This is a genomic window from Thalassolituus hydrocarboniclasticus (genome assembly GCF_025345565.1).
In the GTDB taxonomy this organism is placed as follows: domain Bacteria; phylum Pseudomonadota; class Gammaproteobacteria; order Pseudomonadales; family Oceanobacteraceae; genus Venatoribacter; species Venatoribacter hydrocarboniclasticus.
This window is the reverse complement of the sequence record NZ_CP054475.1, coordinates 2365511-2391903: the sequence shown is the minus strand read 5'-3', so window position 1 is coordinate 2391903 and position 26393 is coordinate 2365511. Positions and strand designations below refer to the sequence as shown.

The 26393-nt window shown below is 53.4% G+C and carries 22 protein-coding genes; 17 read left to right on the top strand and 5 right to left on the bottom strand.

Annotated features, from left to right (window positions below; genetic code table 11):
• Window positions 1–16 precede the first annotated feature (16 nt).
• Window positions 17–763, top strand: coding sequence for an S-methyl-5'-thioinosine phosphorylase (locus tag HUF19_RS10560; protein ID WP_260996620.1), 747 nt, complete (start codon window positions 17–19; stop codon window positions 761–763).
• Window positions 764–846: 83 nt separating this feature from the next.
• On the opposite strand, the gene HUF19_RS10555 is transcribed toward HUF19_RS10560, so the two are convergent.
• The 3 genes from HUF19_RS10555 to mfd are packed head-to-tail and all read right to left on the bottom strand — an operon-like array spanning window position 847 to window position 5661.
• Entirely contained in the window at window positions 847–1380 is a 534-nt protein-coding gene (locus tag HUF19_RS10555; protein WP_260996619.1) for a dihydrofolate reductase family protein, read from the bottom strand.
• Between the two features lie 7 nt (window positions 1381–1387).
• Window positions 1388–2200, bottom strand: a complete 813-nt coding sequence (locus tag HUF19_RS10550) for a peptidoglycan binding protein CsiV (RefSeq protein WP_260996618.1) — start codon at window positions 2198–2200, stop codon at window positions 1388–1390.
• The gene (gene mfd / locus HUF19_RS10545; RefSeq protein WP_260996617.1) at window positions 2197–5661 is read right to left on the bottom strand and encodes a transcription-repair coupling factor; all 3465 of its coding nucleotides are present in this window, start codon (window positions 5659–5661) and stop codon (window positions 2197–2199) included. Before mfd ends, HUF19_RS10550 begins: the two co-directional genes overlap by 4 nt.
• 180 nt (window positions 5662–5841) lie before the next feature.
• Between mfd and HUF19_RS10540 the strand changes: the two genes are divergently transcribed.
• The 14 genes from HUF19_RS10540 to HUF19_RS10475 all read left to right on the top strand — a co-directional run bounded on the left by HUF19_RS10540 (window position 5842) and on the right by HUF19_RS10475 (window position 19892).
• On the top strand, window positions 5842–7290 hold the full coding sequence (locus HUF19_RS10540; RefSeq protein ID WP_230331415.1) for a glyceraldehyde-3-phosphate dehydrogenase: 1449 nt from the start codon (window positions 5842–5844) through the stop codon (window positions 7288–7290).
• 341 nt (window positions 7291–7631) lie between these two features.
• Entirely contained in the window at window positions 7632–8966 is a 1335-nt protein-coding gene (locus HUF19_RS10535) for a Na(+)-translocating NADH-quinone reductase subunit A (protein WP_260996616.1), read from the top strand.
• A 2-nt stretch (window positions 8967–8968) separates the two neighbouring features.
• Window positions 8969–10183 carry an NADH:ubiquinone reductase (Na(+)-transporting) subunit B gene (locus tag HUF19_RS10530; RefSeq protein WP_260996615.1) on the top strand — a complete coding sequence of 405 codons (1215 nt, stop codon included), beginning with the start codon at window positions 8969–8971 and terminating at the stop codon, window positions 10181–10183.
• Window positions 10170–10967, top strand: coding sequence for a Na(+)-translocating NADH-quinone reductase subunit C (locus HUF19_RS10525; RefSeq protein WP_260996614.1), 798 nt, complete (start codon window positions 10170–10172; stop codon window positions 10965–10967). Before HUF19_RS10530 ends, HUF19_RS10525 begins: the two co-directional genes overlap by 14 nt.
• A 1-nt stretch (window position 10968) precedes the next feature.
• Complete coding sequence (locus tag HUF19_RS10520) at window positions 10969–11631, top strand: NADH:ubiquinone reductase (Na(+)-transporting) subunit D (protein WP_145470448.1); 663 nt, start codon at window positions 10969–10971, stop codon at window positions 11629–11631.
• A complete protein-coding gene (gene nqrE, locus HUF19_RS10515) occupies window positions 11631–12245 on the top strand; it encodes an NADH:ubiquinone reductase (Na(+)-transporting) subunit E (RefSeq protein WP_145470449.1) in 615 nt (204 codons plus the stop codon). The genes HUF19_RS10520 and nqrE overlap by 1 nt, the downstream gene beginning before the upstream one ends.
• 12 nt (window positions 12246–12257) lie before the next feature.
• Window positions 12258–13481 (top strand): NADH:ubiquinone reductase (Na(+)-transporting) subunit F, encoded by a 1224-nt coding sequence (gene nqrF / locus HUF19_RS10510; protein ID WP_260996613.1) that lies wholly within the window; start codon window positions 12258–12260, stop codon window positions 13479–13481.
• Between the two features lie 346 nt (window positions 13482–13827).
• Complete coding sequence (locus HUF19_RS10505; protein WP_260996612.1) at window positions 13828–14967, top strand: acyl-CoA desaturase; 1140 nt, start codon at window positions 13828–13830, stop codon at window positions 14965–14967.
• A gap of 84 nt (window positions 14968–15051) precedes the next feature.
• Window positions 15052–15849 (top strand): hypothetical protein, encoded by a 798-nt coding sequence (locus HUF19_RS10500; RefSeq protein ID WP_260996611.1) that lies wholly within the window; start codon window positions 15052–15054, stop codon window positions 15847–15849.
• A 110-nt stretch (window positions 15850–15959) separates the two neighbouring features.
• Window positions 15960–17213: an oxygenase MpaB family protein gene (locus tag HUF19_RS10495; RefSeq protein ID WP_260996610.1), complete on the top strand. Its 1254-nt coding sequence runs from the start codon at window positions 15960–15962 to the stop codon at window positions 17211–17213.
• Between the two features lie 177 nt (window positions 17214–17390).
• Window positions 17391–18062, top strand: a complete 672-nt coding sequence (locus HUF19_RS10490) for an SDR family oxidoreductase (protein WP_260996609.1) — start codon at window positions 17391–17393, stop codon at window positions 18060–18062.
• A gap of 68 nt (window positions 18063–18130) precedes the next feature.
• A complete protein-coding gene (locus HUF19_RS10485; RefSeq protein WP_260996608.1) occupies window positions 18131–18493 on the top strand; it encodes a hypothetical protein in 363 nt (120 codons plus the stop codon).
• A 48-nt stretch (window positions 18494–18541) separates the two neighbouring features.
• Complete coding sequence (locus HUF19_RS10480; protein WP_260996607.1) at window positions 18542–19195, top strand: hypothetical protein; 654 nt, start codon at window positions 18542–18544, stop codon at window positions 19193–19195.
• 106 nt (window positions 19196–19301) lie between these two features.
• The gene (locus tag HUF19_RS10475) at window positions 19302–19892 is read left to right on the top strand and encodes a DUF4349 domain-containing protein (protein WP_260996606.1); all 591 of its coding nucleotides are present in this window, start codon (window positions 19302–19304) and stop codon (window positions 19890–19892) included.
• Between the two features lie 72 nt (window positions 19893–19964).
• Here HUF19_RS10475 and HUF19_RS10470 read toward each other — a convergent pair whose 3' ends face one another.
• Together HUF19_RS10470 and HUF19_RS10465 are read right to left on the bottom strand one after the other, a co-directional pair.
• The gene (locus HUF19_RS10470; RefSeq protein ID WP_260996605.1) at window positions 19965–20627 is read right to left on the bottom strand and encodes a nitroreductase family protein; all 663 of its coding nucleotides are present in this window, start codon (window positions 20625–20627) and stop codon (window positions 19965–19967) included.
• Between the two features lie 218 nt (window positions 20628–20845).
• Entirely contained in the window at window positions 20846–23572 is a 2727-nt protein-coding gene (locus HUF19_RS10465) for a DUF349 domain-containing protein (protein WP_260996604.1), read from the bottom strand.
• A 253-nt stretch (window positions 23573–23825) separates the two neighbouring features.
• On the opposite strand from HUF19_RS10465, the gene HUF19_RS10460 reads away from it, so the two are divergent.
• Window positions 23826–24797, top strand: a complete 972-nt coding sequence (locus tag HUF19_RS10460; protein WP_260996603.1) for an alpha/beta fold hydrolase — start codon at window positions 23826–23828, stop codon at window positions 24795–24797.
• Window positions 24798–24823: 26 nt separating this feature from the next.
• Window positions 24824–26266, top strand: coding sequence for an exodeoxyribonuclease I (gene sbcB, locus HUF19_RS10455; RefSeq protein ID WP_260996602.1), 1443 nt, complete (start codon window positions 24824–24826; stop codon window positions 26264–26266).
• Window positions 26267–26393 lie beyond the last annotated feature (127 nt).

The following is a 26393-nucleotide window of genomic DNA, read 5'->3' as shown; positions in this document are numbered from 1 at the left end:
AAAACGTTGGAATGATATGAGCATTAACAAAATAGCCATTATTGGTGGCACCGGTTTAACCCAACTCGAAGGTCCGGAAATTACCGCCAGCCATGATGTGAGCACGGCGCTGGGTCAGCCTTCATCAGCGGTTCAGGAAGGTCGCTGGAATGATAAAACCGTACTGTTTTTAGCGCGCCACGGACACCCGCATGCTGTACCGCCGCATAAAATTAATTACCGTGCAAATTTACTGGCGCTGCAGGAGCAGGGGGCAGAGGCTATTATTGCGGTAAATGCTGTCGGTGGTATTCATCCGGCCATGCAATCCGGTGCAATTTCGGTTCCGCATCAGGTGGTTGATTACACCTGGGGGCGTGAGGGTACCTTTTTTGATGGTGAATTCCGTCCGCTGGATCATATCGACCTGACGCATCCCTACGATGAAAATCTGCGTCAGGCTTTAATTTCTGCCGCCGCCGATATTGCTTTGCCGGTGTGTGATTTTGGCGTGTACGCTGCGACTCAGGGCCCGCGTCTGGAAACCATCGCTGAGATTAACCGACTGGAAAAAGACGGTTGTGATCTGGTGGGAATGACCGGTATGCCGGAAGCCGCTCTGGCGCGTGAACTGGGTATTCCTTATGCGAGTATCTGTCTGGTGGTTAACCCCGCGGCCGGTAAAAGCGAAGGCGAAATTACCATGGATGAAATCCGCGCAGTATTAAGTGGCGGTATGCAGCAGGTGCGTGATTTGCTGGCGGCGACGCTGAAGCGGGTTTAAATAACCTTTTTGCTGAAGCCGATAGACAAAAAAGCCCGGAATTTCCGGGCTTTTTTATTTGGTATTTCTTATATCAGTGGGCCTCAACCGATACGGTAATGACTCTGCACAAAACCATTGGCGTAGCTTTTATTGGCAAGCAGGTGTAGCAGGATATCACCGTTCAGTTCGCCGAATAACGGAATCCCGCGGCCCAGCAGCAGCGGAACACGGGTCACGATCAGCTCGTTGAGCAATCCGGTGCGCAGAAACGACTGAATCAGGCGGCCGCCATCAATATAGAGTGAGTCTTCGCCTTCGCGCTGCAGACGCTCGGTTAAGGTCAGTGGTGACTCGGCACTTAATTCTGCTTTATCCCGGTGTGTTTCCGGCAGGGTTTTAAGCGATTGGCTGAGCACAATCACGCGTGTGCCCTCATAGGGCCATTCACCAAAGGTGAGGACTTTTTCGAACGTATTACGCCCCATTACCAGACAGCTGGTGCCGGCCATAAATTGCGCATAGCCGAAATCTTCTTCTGCGATGGTAAAGGCCGGATTTTCCAGCCAGTCGAGTGCACCATCCGGCCGGGCAATAAAACCATCCAGGCTGCAAGCGATAAAGGAGCGGATTTTCATGGTCGGCTTAAAGGTCTTCTGCACGTTCAACGGGAATAATTTTCAGCACAATGCCGAGCATCGGGTGATCAATGTAGTGCAGCTCGTTACTGCGCATACGGCGGCTCTGTTGTACCCGTGCGGCGCGGATAGGGGCTGGTAAATCAACCGCCATGGACGCTTCCATATCCGTCTGGGCCAGCAGATCGCTGCGGTAATCGGCGCGGTTATCGCTGGCGGGTAAGGTCAGCGCACTCAGTTCGGCCGGTTCGTGGATTTCGTATTGCTGTACCTGTAAATCGGTATTGATATGCAGGTAACGGCTGCGGTGCAGCTCAAAGCTACCGGTCAGCTGAATATCCAGTTTGTCCTGCAGGCGTACATTCAGGTTGTGGCGGATCGCCTGGCCTTCTTCCTGAATGGGTTCCACCCAGGCCTGATGCCAGATCACTTTCATATCACTGCGCTTATTAATGCGTTCGGCTTCATTGGCCATTTTCAGTTCGGCCAATGGCTGCAAAGGGGCAGGCCATTCCGCTTTCGGGATGCGGGCAAAACCAAAGCCTGCAAATAATGCATTATGCAGTTGCTGGTAGCGGGCCGGACTCAGCCACCAGGTGTAGTCGGGTGCCGTATCCGCTTCGGTCTGTAAACTGCCGGATTCATTGTCCTCGCTGGCGCTGGTTTCCAGCACTTCAGGCCAGAGTTCCTGATCAATCAGGCTTTCGTCTTCGTAGGCGACCAGGATCATTTCTACACGATACCAGGGCGCGGCACTGGCCGATAAGGGCAGGGCAACAGAGCACAGAAGCAGAAAGGCACGGCAAAACAGCTGGCTCACAGATTAGGGTCCTTTTGTAATTCGGTTAATACCAGATCGATCTGGTTAAAGCGCTGATCGATACTGGTCATGTTGAGGTTGAAACGCAAGGTATGACCACCTTCGAGTTTGAAGGTGCCGGATTTGCTTTGCACCAGTTTTACCAGTACGAAAGGGTTGATATTGGTTTCGGCGGCAAATTCAATGCGGCCACTTTGCTCGCCGGCATCCAGCTTGGCAATACCGAGGGGGGTCAGTTTCAGTTTTAATGAGGTCTGACGGAACAGGTTTTTGACGGCATCCGGCAACAGGCCGAAACGGTCGATCATTTCTACCTGCAGTTCTTTCAGCTCATTGTCGTCGCGCGCGCTGGCAATGCGCTTGTACAGTGTCAGGCGGCTGTTAACGTCGGGCAGATAATCCTGCGGAATCAGTGCCGGAATGTGCAGATTTACTTCCGCGCCCTGATTCAGTGACAGATCCGCGGATGGGGTTTTACCGGATTTCATGGCTTTTACGGCCTGTTCCAGCATTTCCATATACAGGGTAAAACCGATGGTTTCGATCTGGCCGCTCTGTTCTTCACCGAGCAGCTCACCGGCGCCGCGGATTTCCAGATCGTGGGTGGCGAGCATAAAGCCGGCGCCCAGATCCTGCGCGGCCGAAATGGCTTCGAGGCGTTTTTCGGCGTCTTTGGTCAGGGTTTTCGGCGGCGGAGTCAGCAGGTAAGCGTAGGCCTGATGGTGCGAACGACCGACGCGGCCACGCAGCTGGTGCAGCTGGGCAAGGCCGAATTTATCGGCGCGCTCAATAATAATGGTGTTGGCCGACGGCACGTCGATACCGGTTTCAATAATGGTGGTACACACCAGCACGTTAAAGCGCTTGTGATAAAAATCGCCCATCACCCGTTCCAGCTCGCGTTCGGACATCTGGCCGTGTGCGACCACCACGCGTGCTTCGGGAATGGCTTCGCTTAATTCGCGGGCGGTTTTCTCGATGCTTTTAACTTCGTTGTGCAGGTAATACACTTGACCGCCGCGCAGAATTTCACGCAGAACCGCTTCTTTAATGGTCGGTTCGTCATGCTGGCGCACAAAGGTTTTTACGCTTAAGCGCTTGGCCGGCGGTGTGGCGATAATGGACAAATCGCGGATGCTGGCCATGGCCATATTTAATGTACGCGGAATCGGCGTGGCGGTGAGGGTCAGAATATCTACTTCGGCACGCAGGGCTTTAATGCGCTCTTTCTGCTGCACACCAAAGCGGTGTTCTTCGTCGATAATCAGCAGGCCCAGATGATCGAATTTCACATCTTTCTGCAGCAGTTTATGGGTGCCGACAACAATATCGGTTTTGCCTTCGAGCATACGGTCGAGGGCAGCCTGGGTTTCTTTGGCGGAATTAAAGCGCGACAGTACGTCGACCTTCACCGGCCATTCGGCAAAGCGGTCGGCAAAATTCTGATAATGCTGCTGCGCCAGCAGGGTGGTGGGCACTAACACAGCCACCTGTTTGTCGCTCTGCACCGCCATAAAAGCTGCGCGCATGGCGACTTCGGTTTTACCAAAACCAACGTCACCACAGACCAGACGGTCCATGGGGCGTGGCGAGCACATATCGTTAATGACGGCATCGATGGCGGCCTGCTGATCCGGGGTTTCCTCAAACGGGAAACCGGCGGAAAAACGCTCGTACTCTTCATCCGGGCCGCTGAAGGCGAAGCCCTTACGCGCTTCACGGCGGGCATAAATATCCAGCAGTTCGGCGGCAGTATCGCGGATTTTTTCGGCGGCTTTACGTTTCGCCTGCGCCCATTTATCGGTGCCGAGTTTATTCAGAGGTGCCGCACCCTGTTCGGCGCCACCGTAGCGGGCAATTAAATGCAGGGCAGAAACCGGCACGTACAGTTTGGCGTTACCGGCGTATTCCAGCACCAGAAATTCATTCACCTGACCGCCGGCTTCCAGTGTCTGTAAGCCCTGATAGCGACCAACGCCGTGATCGAGGTGCACCACCGGCGCGCCGGGTTGCAGCTCTGACAGATCGCGGATCACCAGTTCAGAATCGGTTTTCTGTTTACTGCGGCGGCGGGTCTGGCGGATGCGCTGACCGAATAACTGATTTTCGGTAATGATGCTCAGCGTTTGCTGGCCGTCGCTGACGGTGACGCCATCATCAAGCGGGCCAACAATTAATCCCAGCGGCTCGCTGCCGGTAATAAAGTCAGTCCAGCCGTCCTGATCTTTCGGCCGCAGCTGAATGCGGCCGAGTAATTCTTTTAATGCTTCACGGCGACCGGCAGATTCGGCGCAGAACAGCACGCGCTGATCTTTGTTGTCTGTCAGCCAGGTCTGCAGGCGCTGCAGCGGTTGCTCAAGACGGGAATCGACGCTGATGTCGCTTAACACCTGCGTATTAAAGTGCTGGCTGCCGGCGCGTTCCGGAGGTGCATCGGCCTGCCACTGAATACGCGGGAATTCGTTCAGACCGGAAAATAACTGCTCGGCGGATAAAAACAATTGTGACGGTGACAGTACCGGACGCAGGCGGTCGTAGCGGCGGCTTTCGTAGCGCTGTTCGGCGTCTTTACGGAACTGGTTGGTTGCCTGCTCGAGCCGGGCATCGTGAATCACCAGGGTTTTACGTGGCAAATAGTCGAGAAAGCTGGCCAGGTCCTCACTGAAAAACAGCGGCAGATAATATTCGATACCGGCCGGCGCAATGCCCTGAGAAACGTCGGTGTACACCGGGCAGGCTTTCGGGTCGTGCTCAAAAAAATCAAACCAGCGGGTTTTAAAGGTGCGGATGGCACCGGTATTCAGCGGAAATTCACGCGCCGGCAGAATGCGGATGGACTCCACTTTATCCAGTGTGCGCTGGGTTTCCGGATCGAAGGTACGCAGGGTTTCGATCTCGTCATCGAATAATTCGATGCGGAAGGGGGTGTCCTGACCCATCGGAAAGATGTCGATAATCGAACCGCGTACGGCAAATTCGCCATGCTCGTAAACGGTGTCGACACAATGGTAACCGGCCGACTCAAGTTGCAGGCGGGTGTTGTCGACATTAAAGGTCTGGCCAATATCTAGTGCAAAACTCTGGCCCTGATAAAAGCTGGCCGGCGGCAGACGGTGCAGCAGGGTAGTGACCGGCAGAATCAGCACGCCCTGTGTCAGGTCGTGCAGGCGGCTTAAGGTGGCGATCCGCTGGGAGACGATGTCCTGATGCGGCGAGAACACATCGTACGGCAGAATTTCCCAGTCGGGGAAATGCAGTACGGTCAGGTCGCTGGCAAAAAAGCGGATTTCTTCTTCCAGCCGTAACGCACTGGCCGGATCGGCACTGATCACCAGCGTCAGCCCCTGTTGCTGGCTGGCTGCACTGGCAATGGCCAGAGCCTGGCTGGCGCCATGCAGATTTCCCCAGAAGCGCCGTTCGGCAGCTTTGGCGGGCAGTTCCGGATGGAATGGGCTGACCATTCAGGTTCCTCAGGCAGTCAGAAAATAAGCGCGCTAGTGTAACCAAAGGGCAGGGGGCTGTTAAGGAACCTCTGCATAATGGTCGCCGCCGCGAAATGCGCTCAGGTTTGTGCATTGTCTGACATACAGGCATAATATGCGCCCCGAATTTGCCCACTGATTTTTACGGAAGGTGAACCCGTGAGCCAAGACATGCGCGAAGCCTGTTTGCAGGACTGGATGGACCGTGAAGCCATCGCCGAATCTATGATTCCTCTGGTTGGTACTATGTACCGCAAGAAGAACGTTGTGACTTCCATCTATGGACGTCCTGTTATTAACCGTTCTGTTATCGATCTGCTGAAAGCGCACCGTTTTGTGCGTCATATGGAAAAGCAGGAACTGTCTGTACACGACACTTTCCCGGTTCTGGCTGCGCTGAGCGAACTGGATGTGGGCCGTGCCCATGTCGATATCGGCAAGCTGGCGGTTAAATTCCGCGCTGAAGGCAATGGCCGTGATCTGAATACCTTCCTGCAGGACGAACTGGCTGATGTGATCGGCAAAGATCTGCCGGATGGAGAGAACCGTGATGTGGTTCTGTACGGTTTTGGCCGTATCGGTCGTCTGCTGGCCCGTATCCTGATTGAAAAATCCGGTGGCGGCCGTGGTCTGCGTCTGCGCGCTATTGTTGTTCGTCGCGGTAAAGGCGATGACCTGGTGAAGCGTGCTTCTCTGCTGCGTCGTGATTCTGTACACGGTACTTTCCGTGGCACCCTGACCGTGGATGCAGAAAACGAAGCGCTGATCGCCAACGGTAACTTCATCAAAATCATTTACGCTGGCAACCCGGCTGAAATCGATTACACCCAGTACGGCATCAAAAACGCGCTGGTTATCGATAACACTGGTGTATGGCGTGACGAAGCTGGCCTGGCTCAGCATCTGCAGGCTAAAGGTACTGCCCGTGTACTGCTGACTGCACCTGGTAAAGGCGATCTGAAAAACATCGTATACGGCATTAACCACGGTGATATCGAAGAGTCTGACAAAATTCTGTCTGCTGCTTCCTGTACCACCAATGCCATTACTCCGGTACTGAAAGTGATGGATGATGCTTATGGCATCAACAGCGGTCACGTTGAAACCGTTCACTCCTACACCAATGACCAGAACCTGATCGACAACTACCACAGCGGTGACCGTCGTGGCCGTTCTGCACCACTGAACATGGTTATTACCGAAACCGGCGCTGCGAAAGCCGTTGCCAAGGCGCTGCCTGCCCTGAAAGGCAAGCTGACCGGTAATGCTATCCGTGTTCCGACGCCAAACGTTTCTATGGCGATTCTGTCTCTGAACCTGAAGAAAGAAACCACGGTCGAAGAGCTGAACAACTACCTGCGTGAACAGTCTCTGCACTCTGCAGTGCAGAAACAGATCGACTGGGTGAACTCTCCTGAAGTGGTATCTACCGACTTCGTGGGTAACAGCCATGCCGGTATCGTGGATGCCAAAGCAACCATCGTTAACGGTAACCACGTTAACCTGTATGTGTGGTACGACAACGAGTACGGCTACAGCCGTCAGGTTGTGCGTATTGCTCAGCAGGTGTGTGGCGTTGAGTATCCGACTTTCCCTAAAGTGGTGTAAGCCAGCTTTAGCCGGATTGGATGTTAAATGCTCCATAAAAAAGCCGCTGCCTCTGCAGCGGCTTTTTTTTATTGGCTTATTGGCTAAGCTTTAACCAGTTTTGGGCTGCTGGTACGAATAAGCCAAAAGGGGTAGTCAATTGCCGGGATGACCGGTGGATTAATCCGTTAGCGGTCATTATACTTAGCGCGATTTTTAACTTGGAAAATGAGTCCAAGTACTTGTTTCCTGTGCAAAAAGCATCTGAACGTACCGCAATCTTGATGAGAGGGAGTGTTGTGCGTCTTTTGTTGCACGCCGGAAGCAATGACCTTGGAAGCAACAGTGATTAGGCGAGGCGTATGATCAATATCAGGAAGGGTCTCGACTTACCAATCACCGGAACTCCTGAACAAGTCATTTCTGCAGGGCGTGCCGTTACGCAAGTAGCTGTACTCGGAGCAGATTACGTTGGTATGAAACCAACGATGGCCGTACAGGAAGGTGATCGAGTCAAGAAAGGCCAGGTGTTATTCACCGATAAAAAAACCGAAGGTGTTCAGTACACAGCTCCTGCTGCCGGTGTGGTGAAAGCCATTAACCGTGGTGAGCGTCGGGTATTCCAGTCCATTGTCATCGATGTCGATGGCACGGATGAAGAAACCTTCCAGAGTTATGCGCCGCAGCAACTGTCGTCGCTGTCTGCTGATGATGTTCAGGCTAATCTGGTGAATTCCGGACTGTGGACGGCACTGCGTACCCGTCCGTTTTCCCGAGTTCCGGCGCCGGGCTCCCGTGCACAGGCGATTTTCGTCAATGCCATGGATACCAATCCGCTGGCGGCGAATCCGGAACTCTTTATCAACGAGCAGGCTGAAGCCTTTAAAAACGGTCTGACCGTGCTGAAGCAACTGACCGAAGGTCCGTTGTTTGTCTGCAAGGCGCCGGGAGCCAATATCCCGACTGCTGGTGTTGAAACCACTGAAGAATTTGCTGGTCCGCATCCGGCTGGTCTGACCGGTACTCATATTCATACCCTGTTTGCCGTGAGTGCAGAGCGTGTGGTGTGGAGCATTGGTTACCAGGATGTGATTGCTGTGGGCCAGCTGTTTACCACCGGTAAACTGTTTACTGACCGTGTAATCTCTCTGGCCGGTCCTCAGGTTAAGCAACCACGTCTGGTCCGCACTCAGGTCGGTGCCAGCCTGGCACAGCTGACTGAAGGTGAGCTGGCCGATGGCGAGAACCGCCTTATTTCCGGTTCTGTATTTGGTGGCCGTACCGCCACTGGCGAAAGCCAGTTCCTGGGTCGTTACCACAATCAGGTTTCTGTACTGCGCGAAGGGCGTGAACGTCCGATGCTGCATTACCTGACTCCGGGTGCTAACCGCTTCTCGGTAATGCCTATCTACCTGTCCAAACTGCTGAAGAAAACCTTTGCCTTCACCACCACGACCAATGGTTCTGAGCGTGCAATGGTACCGGTGGGCGCGTATGAGAAAATCATGCCGCTGGATATCCTGCCAACCCAGCTGCTGCGTGCGCTGATCGTTGAAGATATGGATACCGCCATCAATCTGGGCGCTCTGGAACTGGATGAAGAAGACCTGGCTCTGTGCAGCTTTGTTTGCCCGGGCAAATATGAATACGGTCCGATTCTGCGGAAAAATCTCACCCGAATTCAGGCGGAGGGTTAATCATGGGCTTGCGTAGTATGCTCGACAGCCTGGCACCCAAGTTTGAAAAGGGTGGCAAGTTTGAAAAAATGTATCCGCTGTATGAAGCGGTAGACACTGGTCTTTATTCACCACCAAACGTGACCAACAACACGGCTCACGTGCGTGATGGTATCGACCTGAAGCGCATCATGATCACTGTGTGGTTGTGTACTTTCCCGGCCATGTTCTTTGGTATGTACAACATCGGTCTGCAGGCTAACGAAGCTCTGGCAGCCGGAACCGGTACTGCGATTGAAGGCTGGCGTGAAATGCTGATCGCCCTGCTGGGTGGCAGCGCTCATAACGCCGCCAGTATCTGGGACAACTTTGTCTTTGGTGCTGCCTACTTCCTTCCTGTGTATGCCGTTACCTTTATTGTGGGTGGCTTCTGGGAAGTGCTGTTTGCCACTATTCGCCGCCATGAAGTGAACGAAGGTTTCTTCGTAACTTCCGTACTCTTTGCCCTGACGCTGCCGCCAAGCATTCCGCTGTGGCAGGTTGCACTGGGTATTACCTTTGGTGTGGTGATTGGTAAGGAAATTTTCGGTGGTACCGGTAAAAACTTCCTGAACCCGGCGCTGACTGGTCGTGCTTTCCTGTTCTTTGCCTACCCGGCCAACATGTCCGGTAACGCGGTATGGACTGCAGCCGATGGTTTCAGCGGTGCGACCGCTCTGAGTAACGCTGCCGAAGGTGGTGTGCAGAGCATCATCGACAACGGCGTCAGCTGGATGGATGCCTTCATCGGTACGATTCAGGGCTCTATGGGTGAAACCAGTACACTGGCGATTTTCATTGGTGGTGCTGTTCTGCTGGTGATGGGTATTGCCTCTGCGCGTATCGTGGCCGGTGTGATGATCGGTATGGTTGCTACCACGCTGCTGCTGAACGCTGTTGGTTCTGATACCAACCCGATGTTTGCGCTGCCATGGTACTGGCATCTGGTTCTGGGTGGTTTTGCCTTCGGTATGATCTTTATGGCGACCGACCCGGTATCGGCTTCTATGACCAATAAAGGTAAGTGGTTCTTTGGTGCCCTGATCGGCTTTATGGTGGTGATGATCCGTGTGGTTAACCCGGCATTCCCGGAAGGCATGATGCTGGCGATTCTGTTTGCCAACCTGTTTGCACCTTTGATTGACCACTTCGTGGTTCAGGCAAATATTAAGCGGAGGACTGCCCGTGTCAGCCAATAATGACAGCATTCAGAAGACCCTGCTGGTCGCCATTCTGCTGTGTCTGGTGTGTTCCGTTATCGTAGCCGGTGCTGCGGTCGGACTGCGTCAGAAGCAGAATGAAAACAAAGCTAACGACAAGAAAGCAGCAGTACTGCAGGCGGCTGGCCTGTATCAGGCTGATGTTCCCGTTGCAGAGCAGTTCAAACAGGTCACAACCCGTATTGTGAATCTGGAAGCCGGTCGTTTTGCGACTGACGCTGAACTGGATGAGATCCGTGCCGCTAACCTGAATCCGGAAAATTTCGATCAGCGTAAGTCTTCCAAACTGCCTGCGCTGTCGCGCAAGCTGTCTGGTGCAGAAGACAAGGCCAGCATCAAGCGTCTGGAAAAGTTCGCTGCGGTTTACATGATTGAGAAAGACGGCGCGATCGAAACTCTGGTTCTGCCGGTTCATGGCTACGGTCTGTGGTCGACCCTGTATGGCTTTATCGCTCTTGAGGGCGATATGGAAACCATCGCTGGTCTCGGTTTCTACGCTCACGCAGAAACTCCTGGTCTGGGCGGTGAAGTCGACAATCCAAAATGGAAAGGCATGTGGATTGGTAAAAAACTGCATAACGCCAAAGGCGAACTGGCTATCACCGTTGTGAAAGGCAGTGCGGCCGAAGGCAACCTGAACCAGGTTGATGGTCTGTCCGGTGCGACTCTGACCAGTCGCGGTGTCGATAATCTGGTGAAATTCTGGGTTGGCGATATGGCGTTCGGCAAGCTGCTGACTCAATTGAAAGGACAGGGGGCTTAATATGTCTGATATGAAAAATGTCCTGCTGGACCCGTTGTTTAATAAAAACCCGATTGCTGTGCAGATTCTGGGTGTGTGTTCTGCGCTGGCAGTAACCACCAGTCTGCAGGTTACGCTGGTAATGTGTATTGCACTGACCTCGGTAACCGCATTTTCGAACTTTGGTATCGCCCTGATCCGTAACCATATTCCGAACAATATCCGTATCATCGTGCAGATGATCATTATTGCCTCGCTGGTTATTGTGGTGGACCAGATTCTGAAGGCGTATGCCTATGACATCAGTAAGCAGCTGTCGGTATTCGTTGGTCTGATTATCACCAACTGTATCGTAATGGGTCGCGCTGAAGCCTTTGCCATGAAAAATGGTCCGGTGCTGAGCTTCTTTGATGGTATCGGTAACGGTCTGGGCTACTCCGTCGTACTGATCACTGTTGGTACCATTCGTGAACTCTTTGGTGCCGGTAAACTGCTGGGCTTCGAAATTCTTCCGCTGATTCAGGATGGCGGCTGGTATCAGTCCAACGGTCTGCTGCTGCTGCCACCGTCAGCGTTTTTCATTATCGGTCTGTTTATCTGGGTACTGCGTACCTGGAAGAAAGATCAGGTGGAAACCGCAGAGTTCAAAATTCTGCCTAACACTGAGCATTCCGGAGGCCATTAATGGAACACTATATCAGTCTGTTCGTTAAGGCGGTCTTTGTTGAGAACATGGCGTTAGCCTTCTTCCTCGGCATGTGTACCTTCCTGGCGATTTCGAAAAAAATTCAGACGGCTATTGGTCTGGGTGTAGCGGTTATTGTGGTACTGGCGATCACTGTACCGGTTAACAACCTGATTTACGGTCTGCTGCTGAAAGAAGGCGCACTGACCTGGATCAGCCCGGATTTCGCTACTGTGGATCTGAGCTTCCTGGGCCTGCTGACCTACATCGGCGTAATTGCTGCGATGGTGCAGATTCTGGAAATGGTACTCGATAAGTACGTTCCGTCCCTGTACAACGCGCTGGGCGTGTTCCTGCCACTGATCACCGTTAACTGCGCGATCATGGGTGCGGTACTGTTTATGGTTGAGCGTGACTACACCTTTGGTGAGAGTGCGGTATACGGTGTTGGTGCTGGTCTGGGCTGGGCTCTGGCGATCACTGCTCTGGCCGGTATCCGCGAAAAGCTGAAGTACAGTGATGTGCCTGCAGGTCTGCAGGGACTGGGCATTACCTTTATGACCGTTGGTCTGATGTCGCTGGGCTTTATGTCATTCTCTGGCGTGTCGCTGTAAGGAGTCGGTATTTTGAATATTGAAATCATCCTCGGCGTTGTGATGTTTACCGTGATTGTACTGTCACTGGTATTCATCATTCTCGGCGCCCGTGCCAAGCTGGTCAGCTCTGGTAACGTAAAAATTCTGATCAATGGCGAGAAAACCATTGAAACGGAAGCCGGTGGCAAGCTGCTGCAAACCCTGGCTGCCAATAACATTTTCCTGTCCTCTGCCTGTGGTGGTGGTGGTACCTGTGCCCAGTGTAAGTGTGTGATTAAAAGCGGTGGCGGCGAAATGCTGCCAACGGAAGAGTCCCACTTTACCAAGGGTGAGGCCCGCGAAGGCTGGCGTCTGTCTTGTCAGGCACCGGTTAAGCAGGACATGGTGATTGAAGTTCCGGAAGAAGTGTTCGGCGTTAAGAAATGGGAAACCACCGTGGTTTCCAACCCTAACGTGGCAACCTTTATTAAAGAACTGACCCTGAAGCTGCCGGAAGGTGAAAACGTAGACTTCCGTGCCGGCGGTTACGTTCAGCTGGAATGTCCTCCGTATGAAATCAATTTCTCTGATTTCGACATTCAGGAAGAATACCGTGGTGACTGGGAACGTTTTGGCTTCTTTGATCTGAAAGCGGTTAATAAAGAAGACACTATCCGTGCTTACTCCATGGCGAACTATCCGGAAGAGCGTGGTCTGGTGAAATTTAATATCCGTATTGCGACCCCACCTCCGGGCAGCAAGGGTATTAACCCGGGCATCATGTCTTCTTATGTCTTCAATCTGAAGCCAGGTGATAAGGTCACTGTTTACGGTCCGTTTGGTGAATTCTTCGCCAAAGACACCGATGCCGAAATGGTATTCATCGGTGGTGGTGCCGGTATGGCGCCGATGCGTTCACACATCTTCGATCAGCTGAAGCGTCTGGGCTCCAAGCGTAAGATCAGCTTCTGGTACGGTGCACGTTCATTGCGTGAACTGTTCTATCAGGATGAATACGATCAGCTGGCGGCCGAGAATGATAACTTCGAATGGCATGTGGCCATGTCTGATCCGCAGCCTGAAGATAACTGGACAGGCCTGACCGGCTTTATCCATAACGTGCTGTACGAACAGTATCTGCGTGACCATCCGGCGCCGGAAGACTGTGAGTTCTACATGTGTGGACCTCCGATCATGAACCAGTCGGTGATCAACATGCTGCTGAGTCTGGGTGTTGAACCCGAGAACATCATGTTGGATGACTTCGGCGGTTAATCTGCCGGAATAAAAAAACCGCGCCAGGCGCGGTTTTTTTATGTCTGTATGAAAAGGGGCGTGGGTAGTGATGCGCACAGGTGTCGTTATATTGCCTCTTCCTCAGGATATTCTCTTATTCCATTATCGATATAATCGACTGTCAGTTCCGGTTCTGCTGCAGAAATGGGCAGTATAAAGCCTTTCGGTTACATGTTTTGATTAAAAAGTAACCAGTCAGAGTGATTTACCGCAAGCCTTTACGCAGCCTGCCGTGCCGGAATTGCGACAATCAGGTATCATGTAACGCAGATTTAACAACCGGTCTGTATCCGTGTTGTCTGTATATCCATAAAGAAAGAGCCTTATGAGCGATACCAATAATAAAGAAACCGCCCCGATCAACTGGGTTCCCGCCATCATGTTTTCAGTTACCGGCCTGGCCGCTCTGACGTTAGTGCCATGGTACGGATTAACCTATGGCTACACACTGGCCGCGGTGGTGTTTTATATCCTGCTGACCTCAGCGACTGAGCTTGCGATTACCGCCGGTTATCACCGTTTGTGGTCACACAATGCTTATGAAGCCCACTGGAGCCTGCGTCTCTGGTATGCGCTGTTCGGCGCCATGGCACTGCAGAATACCATTCTGCACTGGAGTTCCGGTCACCGGGTGCATCACCGTCATGTCGATGATGTGGATCTGGACCCTTATTCGGCTAAGCGCGGTTTGTGGTTTTCCCATATGGGCTGGATGGTTCGCCAATATAAAAGCGGCGAAGTGAATTTCGATAATGTTAAAAACCTGATGAAAGACCCGATCGTGATGTGGCAGTACAAGTACTACGTGCCAATTGCAGTGGGGATGAATATTGGTATTCCGGTTGCTTTGGGTCTGATGTTCGATGACCTTTGGGGCATGATCCTGTTGGCCGGCGTACTGCGCATTGTGACCACGCATCACTTTACCTTCTTTATCAATTCCATCGCGCACAAGTGGGGCTCACAGCCATACACCGATGAAAACACGGCCCGCGATAATCATTTCTTTGCCTTTCTGACTTTTGGTGAGGGCTATCACAACTATCACCATATTTTTCAGACCGATTACCGTAATGGCATCAAATGGTGGCAGTGGGACCCGACAAAATGGCTGATCAAAAGCTGCTCTATGCTGGGGCTGGCGAGAAATCTGCGTGTCGTTCCGGATTTTAAAATTCAGCGTGCCAAACTGAAAATGCAGTTTAAACGTGCTCAGGAGCGTCTGGCCAAATCGAAAAACTCTGACAAATGGTCGCACCTGCTGGAAAAAGAATACGAAGAATTTAAAGTGATGCTGGCCGAATGGACTGAACTGCAATCAGAAAAGTATCAGGAAACCCGTCGCCATCTGCAGGAAAAATGGGAGAAGGCAGCTCTGCATACTCGTTACAAAGAGCTGGAATACTCATTAAAAATGCAGCAGAAACGACTGAAGTTACTGACGGCACAATTTGCCGCTGGCTGAGTTTCTGACGCAAAACGCAGCGGATTAAAAGCTGTAGTGTGATTAACCCCGCAGGTTTCGGCCTGCGGGGTTTTTTATTGGCTGATGATCATTGAGAATATAATTATCAGTAATGTGAGGGAGAACGACGTGAAGCATGTGTATTTATCTGTGTTGGCGCTGGCATTAACGGCATGTGGTGGTGGTAGTTCGTCAGGCGGTACTAATGCGGATAGTGGTAATTCGGGCGGTGATCAGGGGCGCGACTCTCCGCAGGCGATCGACTGCAGTGCCGATAAAAGTCAGAACTTAATCATTCCGGTGCCTGAATATGCCGGCAGCTTTTCGGCCTACCAGGGTGATTATTCCGATTTTCCTGTTGGCGGTGGACTTGACCCTGAGAATCTTGTGGGCATGGCTCAGTTGGGCATTTTGCTGATGGTGTCGGGCAGCAATGAAGGAATAATGCACCCTGGCCCGCGCTGGACTAACGAGCAGGATCAGCCAACTAAATATCTGGACTACAGCCATAATGCCGAAGGTGAAGTCTGGCTTTTCACACAAGATGGCTACGATGCTGAAAACGACCTAACTATCCGCATGGAGCAACCTGCAAATTGTGGTTACAACGAATACCAGTATGAAGATGGCCATCTTGTGCGCGCCCTCGAATCTTCGAAATACGAATGGACGCTGAAGGGCTATACCGCAGGTGTGCAGGATAGCCTGATCGAAACGCAGATCAACACAGACCGCAGTGGCCGTACGGTAGCTGTCAGTCTTCCAGTAGATGGCGACTATCCGTACACCATCATGACCTGGGATGGTAATGGTGAAAATGTCCTGCTGAAATACTGTGAAACCGCAGCGGGCACTAACTGCGCATCGGCAACGGCTCCCTGACACCGGGTGCAGCTGCTTCCCTGACAGATCGGCCGATCTGTCATTGTTCAGTTTTCCGGCTTTCTGAAATACTGCGGTGATCATTTAATCACCGCAGCAGAGAGACTGTTATGTCCGAGCAACCGCACCCGCAACATCCCCCGCGCTTTGTTTATCTGGCAGAGCAGGGCCGGGGACGATCCCGCAAAATTGCCTGGGGGCTGAAGCTGCTGATGGGGAAGAAACCAAATCCCCCGGCAGAGCTGACCGATGCTGTTGCTGCCAGCTATTACCGCAGTGATGAGTTGGGGGATGCCGTCGCCGCTGAGCTTTTTGCCAATCCCGAGCTGCGTGCCGCAGGCATTCATCCGCAGCAGTTGCTGAAGAAAGCCATTCACGATGGCAGTCATATTCTCGATGACCGTACCCCCGCGCTGAAAGCGCTGCTGCAGCAGGCCGAGCAAACACCCGACTGGCTGGACGCTGACAAGCTGAGCCATGCCTGTGCCGTCATTCACCGCTGCGGCCGATTTGCTATGTACGCGCTGGGGGATTTCTCCTTACTGGGCGGTTATGCCAACAGCGATATTTCCAAACCCCTGGCCTTTACCGGTGCCCTGAGTGGCAACAGCTCGTTTGACCGCGTGTCGGAAACCACCTCGTTCTGGTTTGATGTCACCACGCCGGGCGGACTGGAACGTGGTGCGCCCGGTTACAGTGCTGCCGTGCATGTGCGCGTTATGCATGCACTGGTACGCCGGCGTTTACTGCAACACCCGGACTGGAACAGCGACGAGTGGGGCCTGCCGATTAATCAGGGTGATGCACTGGCCACCAATGTGGCGTTTTCCATGATGATGATGACCGGCCTGAGCATGCTCGGCTGGCGGTTCAGTAACCGTGATCTGGAAGCCGTACTGCACCTGTGGCGCTATGTGGCGTATCTGATGGGCGATGATATCGAGTTGCTACCACAAAACCGTCAGCAGGGTGTCGACTGGCTGTACATCATTGCCACCGGCAGCCGGGTAAACCCGGATGCCGACAGTCGCCAGCTGGCGGCGTCTTATCTGGAAAGTTTCCGCCAGGTGCCGGGCAGCCGTTTTTATCAGCATTTTGTTTACTGGTTTCACCGCAGTTACGCGACATTTTTTATTCCCTCTGATATTCGCCGCGCGCTGGATTTACCGCGTACTCCGTTGCTGGGGCTGTTGCCATTGCTGCAGTTTCCGTTTTTACGTCTGGCCGACATGCTGGCGCGGGTTTCGCCACGTTTTGATCGTTGGCTGCAGCAGTTTGGCCGTAAGGGGCAGGCTTATATTGTAAACAGCCGGTTGCAGGGGCGGACTGTCAGTTTTGCCGATAAAAAGACGCTGACCCGCTGATATTTTATACCGTTATCTTTATGTGCCGGATATTTTCAGCAGGTGTGTATTCTGTCGTCCGGGCAGAGAGGTAAACAGGACACTCCGTATTGCTGGCGTTGGTGTGAACAGGGGGCAAAACAGGGTAGTATTGCCGCCTGTTAACCGCGAACGAACACCTAAAACCAGGAGGCCCTGATGGCAAATGTAGTAATTACCGGTGCAAACCGGGGTATTGGTCTGGAACTGGCGAAGTTGTATGCCGCCCGCGGGGATTCGGTTACCGGTATTTGCCGTGAAACCAGTGATGAACTGGAAGATCTTGCCGATCAGGTCATCAGTGGTATCGATCTGACCAACGATGAAAGCATTTTTGCGGTCACCAGTATTCTTGAACAATTACTGGAGGGCGAGCTGGATATTCTGATCAATAATGCCGGCCTGTTCTGTAACGAAACTCTGGAAGAAATGAATTTCGATACCATTCAGCAACAGCTGGATATTAATGCTATCGTGCCGCTGAAACTGACCTGCGCTTTACTGCCATTTATGGGTGAAGGCAGCAAAATTGCCAACATCACCAGTCGTATGGGTTCCATCGCTGATAACACCTCCGGCAGCTATTACGGTTACCGTGCTTCCAAAGCTGCACTCAACGCTTTTGGCAAATCGCTGGCCGTAGATCTGGAGCCGCGCGGCATTGCCGTGGCACAACTGCATCCGGGGTTTGTTCAGACCCGTATGGTCGGCTTTAATGGTGACATCACCCCGGCACAGGCGGCAGAAGGTCTGGCAGCCCGTATTGATGAACTGAATTTGTCTAATACCGGCGGTTTCTGGCATTCCAATGGCCAGTCGCTGCCCTGGTAACACAAGCGCAACCGATTCTGCGTTCTGCCGCTTTGACAGAACGCACACACAAATAACAGGAACAGAATATGTCTAACCGTCGTATCACTAAAAAATTCCACAGCCGCTATCTGGCCGATTTTTTTGTTGAATGCAGCCAGGACCCGGAATGGGAAAAGAAACTGCGTGAACTGAAAATCGAAGACAAACTGAACACCGTTGAAGACGGTTTTCCAGCGGACTTTGCTGAGATTTTCCCGGAAACCCAGGGCCTGAACCTGCAATACTGCATTGAGCGTATCACTCTGGCCGATGTACCCCGTGCAGCTTCGTGCTGGTGGCCAACCGATGAAAACACGCATTTTTATATGGCTTATCCGGCCGAATTCCCGCAAAGCTCTATCTATATGGCCATCGATTTTCCGGATGGTCATGAGAACTGCTGCGGCTGAGCAGGGTTTAACAAAGCGATGACTGTTTCAGTCACAGAGCCGGGCGCCATGAATGCAGACGTTTTAAAAGAACGTCTGCGTGCGCAGCGCGATCTGTTGAATGAGCTGCATTCGACCCGTCTGCACCGGGCATTAAGCTGGTTGCAGGCGGCACAGGCACAACAGGACGATGATGATCTGCGTTTTATCAGTGGCTGGATTGCCTTCAGTGCCTGTTGTTCGGTGGATGTTGGCGGTCAGCCGCTGGAAGATCAGTACGCGGTACAGCGTTTTGTGCAGCAGCTGGTCAGTTTTGATCAGCACAATAAAATCTACCATTGCCTTTGGCATCAGTATTCCGGGCCGGTTAAAGCCCTGCTGAAAAATCCTTTTGTGTTTGCACCGTTCTGGGTCAGCCAGCGCGCCGGTAACGACGACTGGCGTAAAGCCTTTGATGAATCCTCTGTTGCCGCGCTGAATTGCTTAAGCCGCAAAAAAGTCCCCGAATTACTCACCATCGTACTCGACCGATTATTCGTTCTGCATAATCAGGTGGTGCGTGGCGGTGCGACTTATAAAAGCCGGGTTAACCGCGAGCAGGTAATCGACGGCGCCAATCTTCTGCAGACGCTGGTGCCGGTGTTTGTCGATATAATGCTGGAAGCTCAGCATCAGGACTGGGGTGAGTTAGCCTATCCGGTGGTCAGCAGCCCGGCCCCTTAATATTCTTTCTCCGTTATTCGTAAAGGACTCTATGAAATATCCGGATCTGTTTTTTAAACTCCCTCTGCTTGTTTTCGTTTTTCTGTTGTCGGCCTGCGCTGCTCCGATGAATCAGCATATTAGCTATGACGCAGCTGAGCAGGCGCAAGCGCCGGTGGATGGTCGCCTGATCATCAAATCCGCTTCGCTGACGCTGGTGGTTGAAGATATCAGCTCTGCATCAGCGGGTGTTAAGGCGGTACTGAACGAGGTTGAAGGGTATGTCGATTCGTCTTACGATGAAGGCGATAAAACCCGTCGTCTGTCGCTGCGTGTACCTGAGGCTCAGTTTGATAAAACCGTTCAGCGTCTGGGTACTCTGGGAGAGGTCAGCGATCAGAATATCCGCACTCAGGATGTCACCAGCGAGATTGTTGATTATGAAGCCAGACTGGCCAACCTGATTGCCCTGCGTGAACGCATGAAAGTGCTGCTTAACCGGGCAGAAAAAATCGAAGATATTCTGGTGATTGAAAAAGAAATCAGCCGCCTGCAGACCGAAATTGATACCTATGAAGGCCGCCGCAAAGTCCTGCGCCAGCAGGTCGCACTGTCGGATATCCGTGTAACACTGGAAAAGAAAGTGACTCTGGGTCCGCTGGGTTATATCGGCTACGGTTTGTATTGGGCTGTCAGTAAATTATTTGTGATTGAATAAAAAAGATAAACCGCTGCGGCTTACCGCAGCGGTTTTTTATTCAACTGACATTTTATTCAGCTGACATTTTATTCAACTGATAAAGCTCACTGCATCCTGAAGTGCGGCACGGTCGGTGCGCGTTTTATTGGCGTCGGCATTGTCATCGGCATAACCGAACGACATACCGAACAGCACACCACGGCCTTGCGGTAATTCAAGGAATTCACGCACTGGCTGCGGGAATTGTCCCAGCGCCCCCTGCATACAGCTGTCGATACCACGTTCTTTCAGCAGCAAGGTCAGCGTTTGCGCGTAAATCCCCACATCAACCGCACCCATAATATCGAGATAGGTATCCATGGTGAAAAAAGCCACGTGCGGTGCATCAAAGAATGCCCAGTTACGCAGCATCGCCATATTGCGTTTCATCTTGTCTTCACGGGCAATGCCCATTGAGCTGTACAGCGCATTGGCTGAACCGAACTGACGCTCGCGGTGAATGCCTTCGTAAGCGACCTTCCAGTTAAAATCCGGCTCCGGTTGCTGTTGCTTCATGACCGTGCCGATTAACAGGTTTTTCAGCTGATCTTTTTTCGCGCCGGATACCACATAGGTCTGCCAGGGCTGAACATTACAGTTGGATGGCGCGCGCTGAGCGGCGGTAAATACTTCTTCGAGGATGCTTTGCTCAACCGGATCTTTTTTAAAAGCACGGACAGAGTAGCGGGAATTCAGGATTTCGCTCAGGGACATCGTTCAGTCTCTTATTATCAGTAAACAGATGAACCCGATGTTAGCAGTGAACGCGTTTTCCGTGCAGGGCAGATGTGCCAGAAAAGGAGTCAGATAAAGACAGTGACTGAGAGGGAGCTGCAGGGTAAGACGGAGAGCAGGGCGGGGATGATAACGGAAAAGCCTGCGGCGGCGGTGCACCGCCGCAGGTCTTATTTTTTATGCTTCAGGACACTCGCTCAGAGACTGGCCTGCAGTGCCTGAATAAAACGCTGCTGCAGGGCTGCATCGCGGTTGCCACTGGCATTCAGCCAGCGCTCAACCAGCTGCTGACGTTCCTGCGCCGGGGTAAGACCTTTGCCCAAGCCTTCGGCCAGACGCTGAACCTGCAGTGCCATACGGCGGGATTTATCGGCGTCGGCACTGTCGCTGTCGGCCAGAATCTCCATCAGGATGCATAAATCCTGCGCGCTCTCATCGGCTTTGCCGCTGTTTTCACGGGCCTGACTGAACAGAGCTTCGTCGTATCCCTGTGGCAGGGCAGCACTGCTGGCTTCTGCCCATTGTGCCTCATCGGCGCCGAGGTTCTGCAGACGGCTGATCAGGCCGGCCCAGCGTGCCTGTTCGGCCTGTTTCTGCTGCTGCTGGCGCAGGTCCTGCAGCTGCTGCTCGTGCTCCTGCAGCTGTTTGCTCAGGCGCTGATGGACGCTGCGTGGCAGCTCCAGTGCTGAGAACTGCTGTTTGATGTCGGCCAGGGCTTCACGCAGTTGTGGTAATTGCGCTTCGCTGGCACCGTTCAGCAGTTCAGCGGCCTGTTGCACCAGTACCTCAGCGTTACTGATAACCTGTTCGAGCTGTGCCTTACGTTCGGCTTTGCTTTCGTCCAGACGGGCAAATACGGCATCGCAGTGAGCGCGGAACTGCTTCCACAGCTTCTGATCCGGATTGCGTGGCGTGACGCCTACGGCCTTCCATTGCTGTTGCAGTTGTTTGACCTGATCAATGGCGCCGCTCAGATCGTCCTGCTCAATCAGTGCTGCGGCATTATCTACCAGTGCCTGTTTGGCTTGCAGGTTGCGGTCGTACTCGGCTTTCAGGTGACCATAAATGGCATCGCAGGCCTGCTGGAAAGCTTCCTGAGTGCTCTTATGGGCATTACGTTCTACCGGTGAATACTGGCGGAAGGTTTCACGCGCGGCATCCAGTGTTTTCTGTACGGTTTTCCAGTCGGCGTTGCTCCAGTCCATCGCCGCTTCGTAGCTGAGCAGCTCGGCGGTCAGTTGCTGGCGCAGCTCAATGTTACGGTTACGCTGCTCAGCAATGGCGGCAAAGTAGGCACGGCAGGGCTCAAATGCCTGATCGCCGGCGGCCTGAAAACGCTCCCACAGTGCCTGATCGGCCGGTGCGTGGCCGAGGGTTTTCCACTCTTCCTGCAGGGCGTGAATTTTGTCGGCCAGAATACCGGCATCAATATCGGCATTGATCAGGGCTTCCATGGCACTGACCAGCGCTTCTTTTTTCGGTGTGGTGGCAAAGCCCTGCCAGTCGCGCATTTCCTGCAAGCGGGCACTGAGGTTGCGGTACTGACGCTGAGCGTTTTGCGCAGCCTGGCTGTCTACCTGACGCAGATTCTGCTGTACCTGCTGACTGAGGCGACCGGCGTCTTTCAGCTGACCATCGTTCAGCGCCTGTTCCAGTGCACTCAGCTGCTGGTCGAGGGTATTCAGGCGCGCCTGTTGCTGCTGTTGCAGCTGCGCCAGAGCCGCTTCGGCCTGCTGCTGTTTATTGTGAATGGCATTCAGCCAGGCCGGGGTTGGTAAGGCTTGTGGCCAGGCCAGTTGCTTCAGCCATTGCTGGGCCTGCCTGGCGGTATTTTTCAGGCCGTTCATATCATCGGCCAGGGGGGCATTCAGCCACTTCTGCAGTTTTTCCTGCTGATTGCTGTAATGCTGATTGGCGGATTGCAGCGCCAGTAACTGTTGCAGCTGATTTTCAAAGCGGCGTGCCTGTTCAGCGGCGGGTTTGTGCTGATGGAAGGCCTGATCCCAGTCCTGTTGTAGCTGCTGTAAGGCAGCGCTGATATCCGTTTGTGGCTCAGCAGCGGCGTCTTCAGCCAGCTGATTCAGGTGTTGCAGCAGTTGTTCCTGCTGGCTTGCGGCTTCGCTGGCAGCAGCACGGGCGGCCGCCTGACGCTGTTCTTCTTCGGCGTGGGCGCTGAGCAGGGCATTGGCCTGAGCTAGTTCGGCATTGATGCTGGCGGCAGTTGTGGTGTCAGCCTGAGCCTGCAGTTCCTGCCATTGTTTGTTCAGCAATTGCAGCTTGCCGTTAAATTCCGGGTGATAGCCGACCTTGTTCAGATATTTCGCCTGCGCCAGCAGGTTATCGATGGCATCGGTCTGCGCCTGACGTTCCTGTTGTACGGCTTTGTGAGCGGCCAGACGGTCTTTGCACAGACGGTAAATGGCTTTGTCTTTGCCCTGCGCGTGATCCAGCAATTGTTGCAGCAGTTCCGGGCTGTCGATGCCTTCGGCGGCGGCCAGACGCACTTTGGCAACAGCGTGGGTACGCGCCAGTTGCAGGCGTTCCTGTTCGTCGCTGATGCGGGCAATGGCTTGCAGACGCAGTTCGTTGTCGTCGGTCAGACCGGCGATCTGCACTAACAGACGAGAGTCCTTAATCTGGCTCAGGTCGTTGTCGGCTGGCAGCAGCTGGGTCAGCAGGCGGCTGCGGGCAGCCTGGCGCACATCGTCACGGGCGCTGTGCAGCAGTTGCTCAAGGGCGCTGTGCTGATCAATGCGGGCAATGGCCAGCTGACGCAGCTCAGCCTGGGATTCGTTGTTAACGAAGGTGATCAGTTGGTCGGGTGATTTAAGATCCTGCAGCGCCTGTCGGCGTACTTCGGGGTTTGCATCCTGCCACTTCTCAATCCGTACTTTGGGTCTGAAAAACTTCTTGAATAACGCCATCGGGATTCCGTCCAAACTGCCACAAAAAAAAGCGCGGTCATTGTACCCTTCGCACCTGAATAGGGAAGGGCTGTTATTGGCAGAAAGCGCGCTCCGCGGCGCAAGACGATTGAAAACAGCTGTGATAAAGTTCAGCCCGGCTGGTCGTCCTTTGTGTGGCGCCGCTGTGGCACAAGGCGTTGTCGGCATTAAGGACGTGCACCGCGCAGGCATCGCTGGTTAAAACAATAAGAAAATCACCTCGGGGTATCGCATGAAATCCATCCAACTGTTGCTGATGATCAGCTTGCTGGCTTTAACTGGCTGTGCATCTATGGGCGTAGGCTCGCGTCCGCTGTCGGAGCTGACCCAGAACTACACCAACGAACAATCCAAATTTTTAGCGGTCGATGATCTGGTGATCCATTACCGCGATGAAGGCCAGGGCCCGGTGCTGGTATTGCTGCACGGCGTGGCGTCATCACTGCACACCTGGGATGGCTGGGTGGATGAACTGAAAGGCAGCTACCGCATTATCCGCCTGGATCTACCGGCCCATGGCCTGACCGGCCCGGACCCGAAGATGGAGCGCTATAACATCGGCTATATGGTCGACAAGCTGGATAAATTCCTGAACAAGCTGGGCGTGAACAAGATGTCGCTCGCCGGTAATTCACTGGGTGGTTATATCAGCTGGAATTATGCGCTGCACCGTCCTGACCGGGTGGAAAAACTGATTCTGCTGGATTCGGCGGGTTACCCGCAGGACATGCCGTTTATTATGGATTTTGCTTCCTGGCCGGTCATCGGCGAGATGAGCACATTAATGATGCCGCGTTTTATGGTCGGTATGAATGTCCGTGCGGCCTACGGCGATGACAGCAAGGTAGACGACAAGCTGGTTCACCGTTACCACGATCTGACCCTGCGTCCGGGCAACCGTGAAGGGCTGGTGAATGTGTTCCGTACGATGAAAGAACAGAGTGATAACCCGCATCTGGGCGACCGGGTGACGGAGATCCGTGTACCGACCCTGCTGATCTGGGGCGAAGAAGACGACTGGGTACCGCTGGATATTATGGAGCGTTTCCGCCGTGATCTGGCCAATGTCAGCGTGATTACCTACGAAGGCGTCGGCCATATGCCGATGGAAGAGCTGCCGGTGCAGAGCGCCCGCGATGCACGCAGCTTCCTGCAGACCGGCAAAATCTTTACCCTGCCGGCAGCAACCGCAAGCGGCGACTGAGGTTTCAGGCGCCTGAGGAAAAGAGTGTGAATACGATTGTCTGGTACGACTACGAAACCTTTGGCGCCAGTCCGGCCTGGGATCGCCCGGCACAGTTTGCCGCGATCCGTACGGATGAAGACCTGAATGAAATTGAAGAACCCATCGAGCTGTTCTGTAAGCAGAGTGACGATTATCTGCCGCATCCGCAGGCGGTGCTGATTACCGGCATCGTACCGCAGGATTGTCAGAACAAAGGTCTGAGCGAAACCGATTTTATCGGTCGCATTAACGACGTATTCAGCCAGCCGGGTACCTGCAGTGCCGGCTATAACAGCATCCGTTTTGACGATGAATTTACCCGTTACGGTCTGTACCGTAATTTTTATGACCCTTACGCCCGTGAGTGGCAGGGCGGTAATTCGCGCTGGGATTTACTCGATGTGGTGCGCTGCGCCTATGCTTTGCGCCCCGAGGGTATTGTCTGGCCGGAGCATGACGACGGCCGTAAAAGCTTTAAGCTCGAGCACCTGACCGCGGCCAACGGCCTGGATCATGGTAAGGCGCACGATGCGGTCTCCGATGTGCGTGCCACCATTGCGCTGGCGCGTCTGATTAAAGATAAGCAGCCTAAGCTGTATCGCTACCTCTATGGTCTGCGGCAAAAAGCCCAGGTCGGCGCGCTGGTGGATGTGCTTAACCATAAACCGCTGGTGCATATTTCCGGTATGTTTCCGGTTGTGCAGGGCTGTATGGCGGTGGTTGTACCGCTGTGCTGGCACCCGAGCAATAAAAACTCCTTTATTGCCTTCGATCTGCATCAGGACCCGACGCCGCTGTTTGAGTTAAGCGCCGAAGAGATCCAGCAGCGGGTGTTTACCCGTACCGCCGATATGCCTGAGGGCATGACCCGTCTGCCGCTGAAAGAAATTCATATTAATAAAGCGCCGGTGCTGGCGCCGGCCAATACCCTGACGCCGGATCAGGCAGCGCGCTGGAACCTGAGCGGTGAAACCTTACGCCGTCATCTGGCGCAGATTAAAAATAATGGTGATTTAACTGCCAAGCTGCATCAGGTATTCAGCGGCCGTGAATTTGCGCCGGCGACCGATGTCGACAGCCAGCTGTACGATGCGTTTTTCCCATCCGCCGATAAACAGGCAATGCAGACCGTGCATGAATTATCCCCCTGGGATCTGGCCGACTGGCCGGCACCGTTTAAGGACCGCCGTGGTGAGGAAATGCTGTTCCGTTACCGTGCGCGTAATTTTCCCGATACTCTCAACGAGGCCGAACGTGAGCGCTGGGAGCAGCACCGTATCGCGCGTCTGATGCACACTGACCCGGCATCACCGGTGATGAACTACGAGCGCTTCGCCCGTGAACTGCAGTTGGCGGCACAACAGGTAGCCGATGACCCGGTTAAACTGCAGTGGATTCAGGATCTGCAGGTGTATGCCGAATCGATTTACCCCTACGACGCTTACTGATCACCGCTTTTCCTGAGGCTGACAGAACGCCGCAATAATGTTTATTGCGGCGTTTTTATTTGTCTGTTGTTTTGGTGGCTCTCAGGCACAGCACTATTGCTTAAAAAGTGCTGGATAAAGTCAGTAT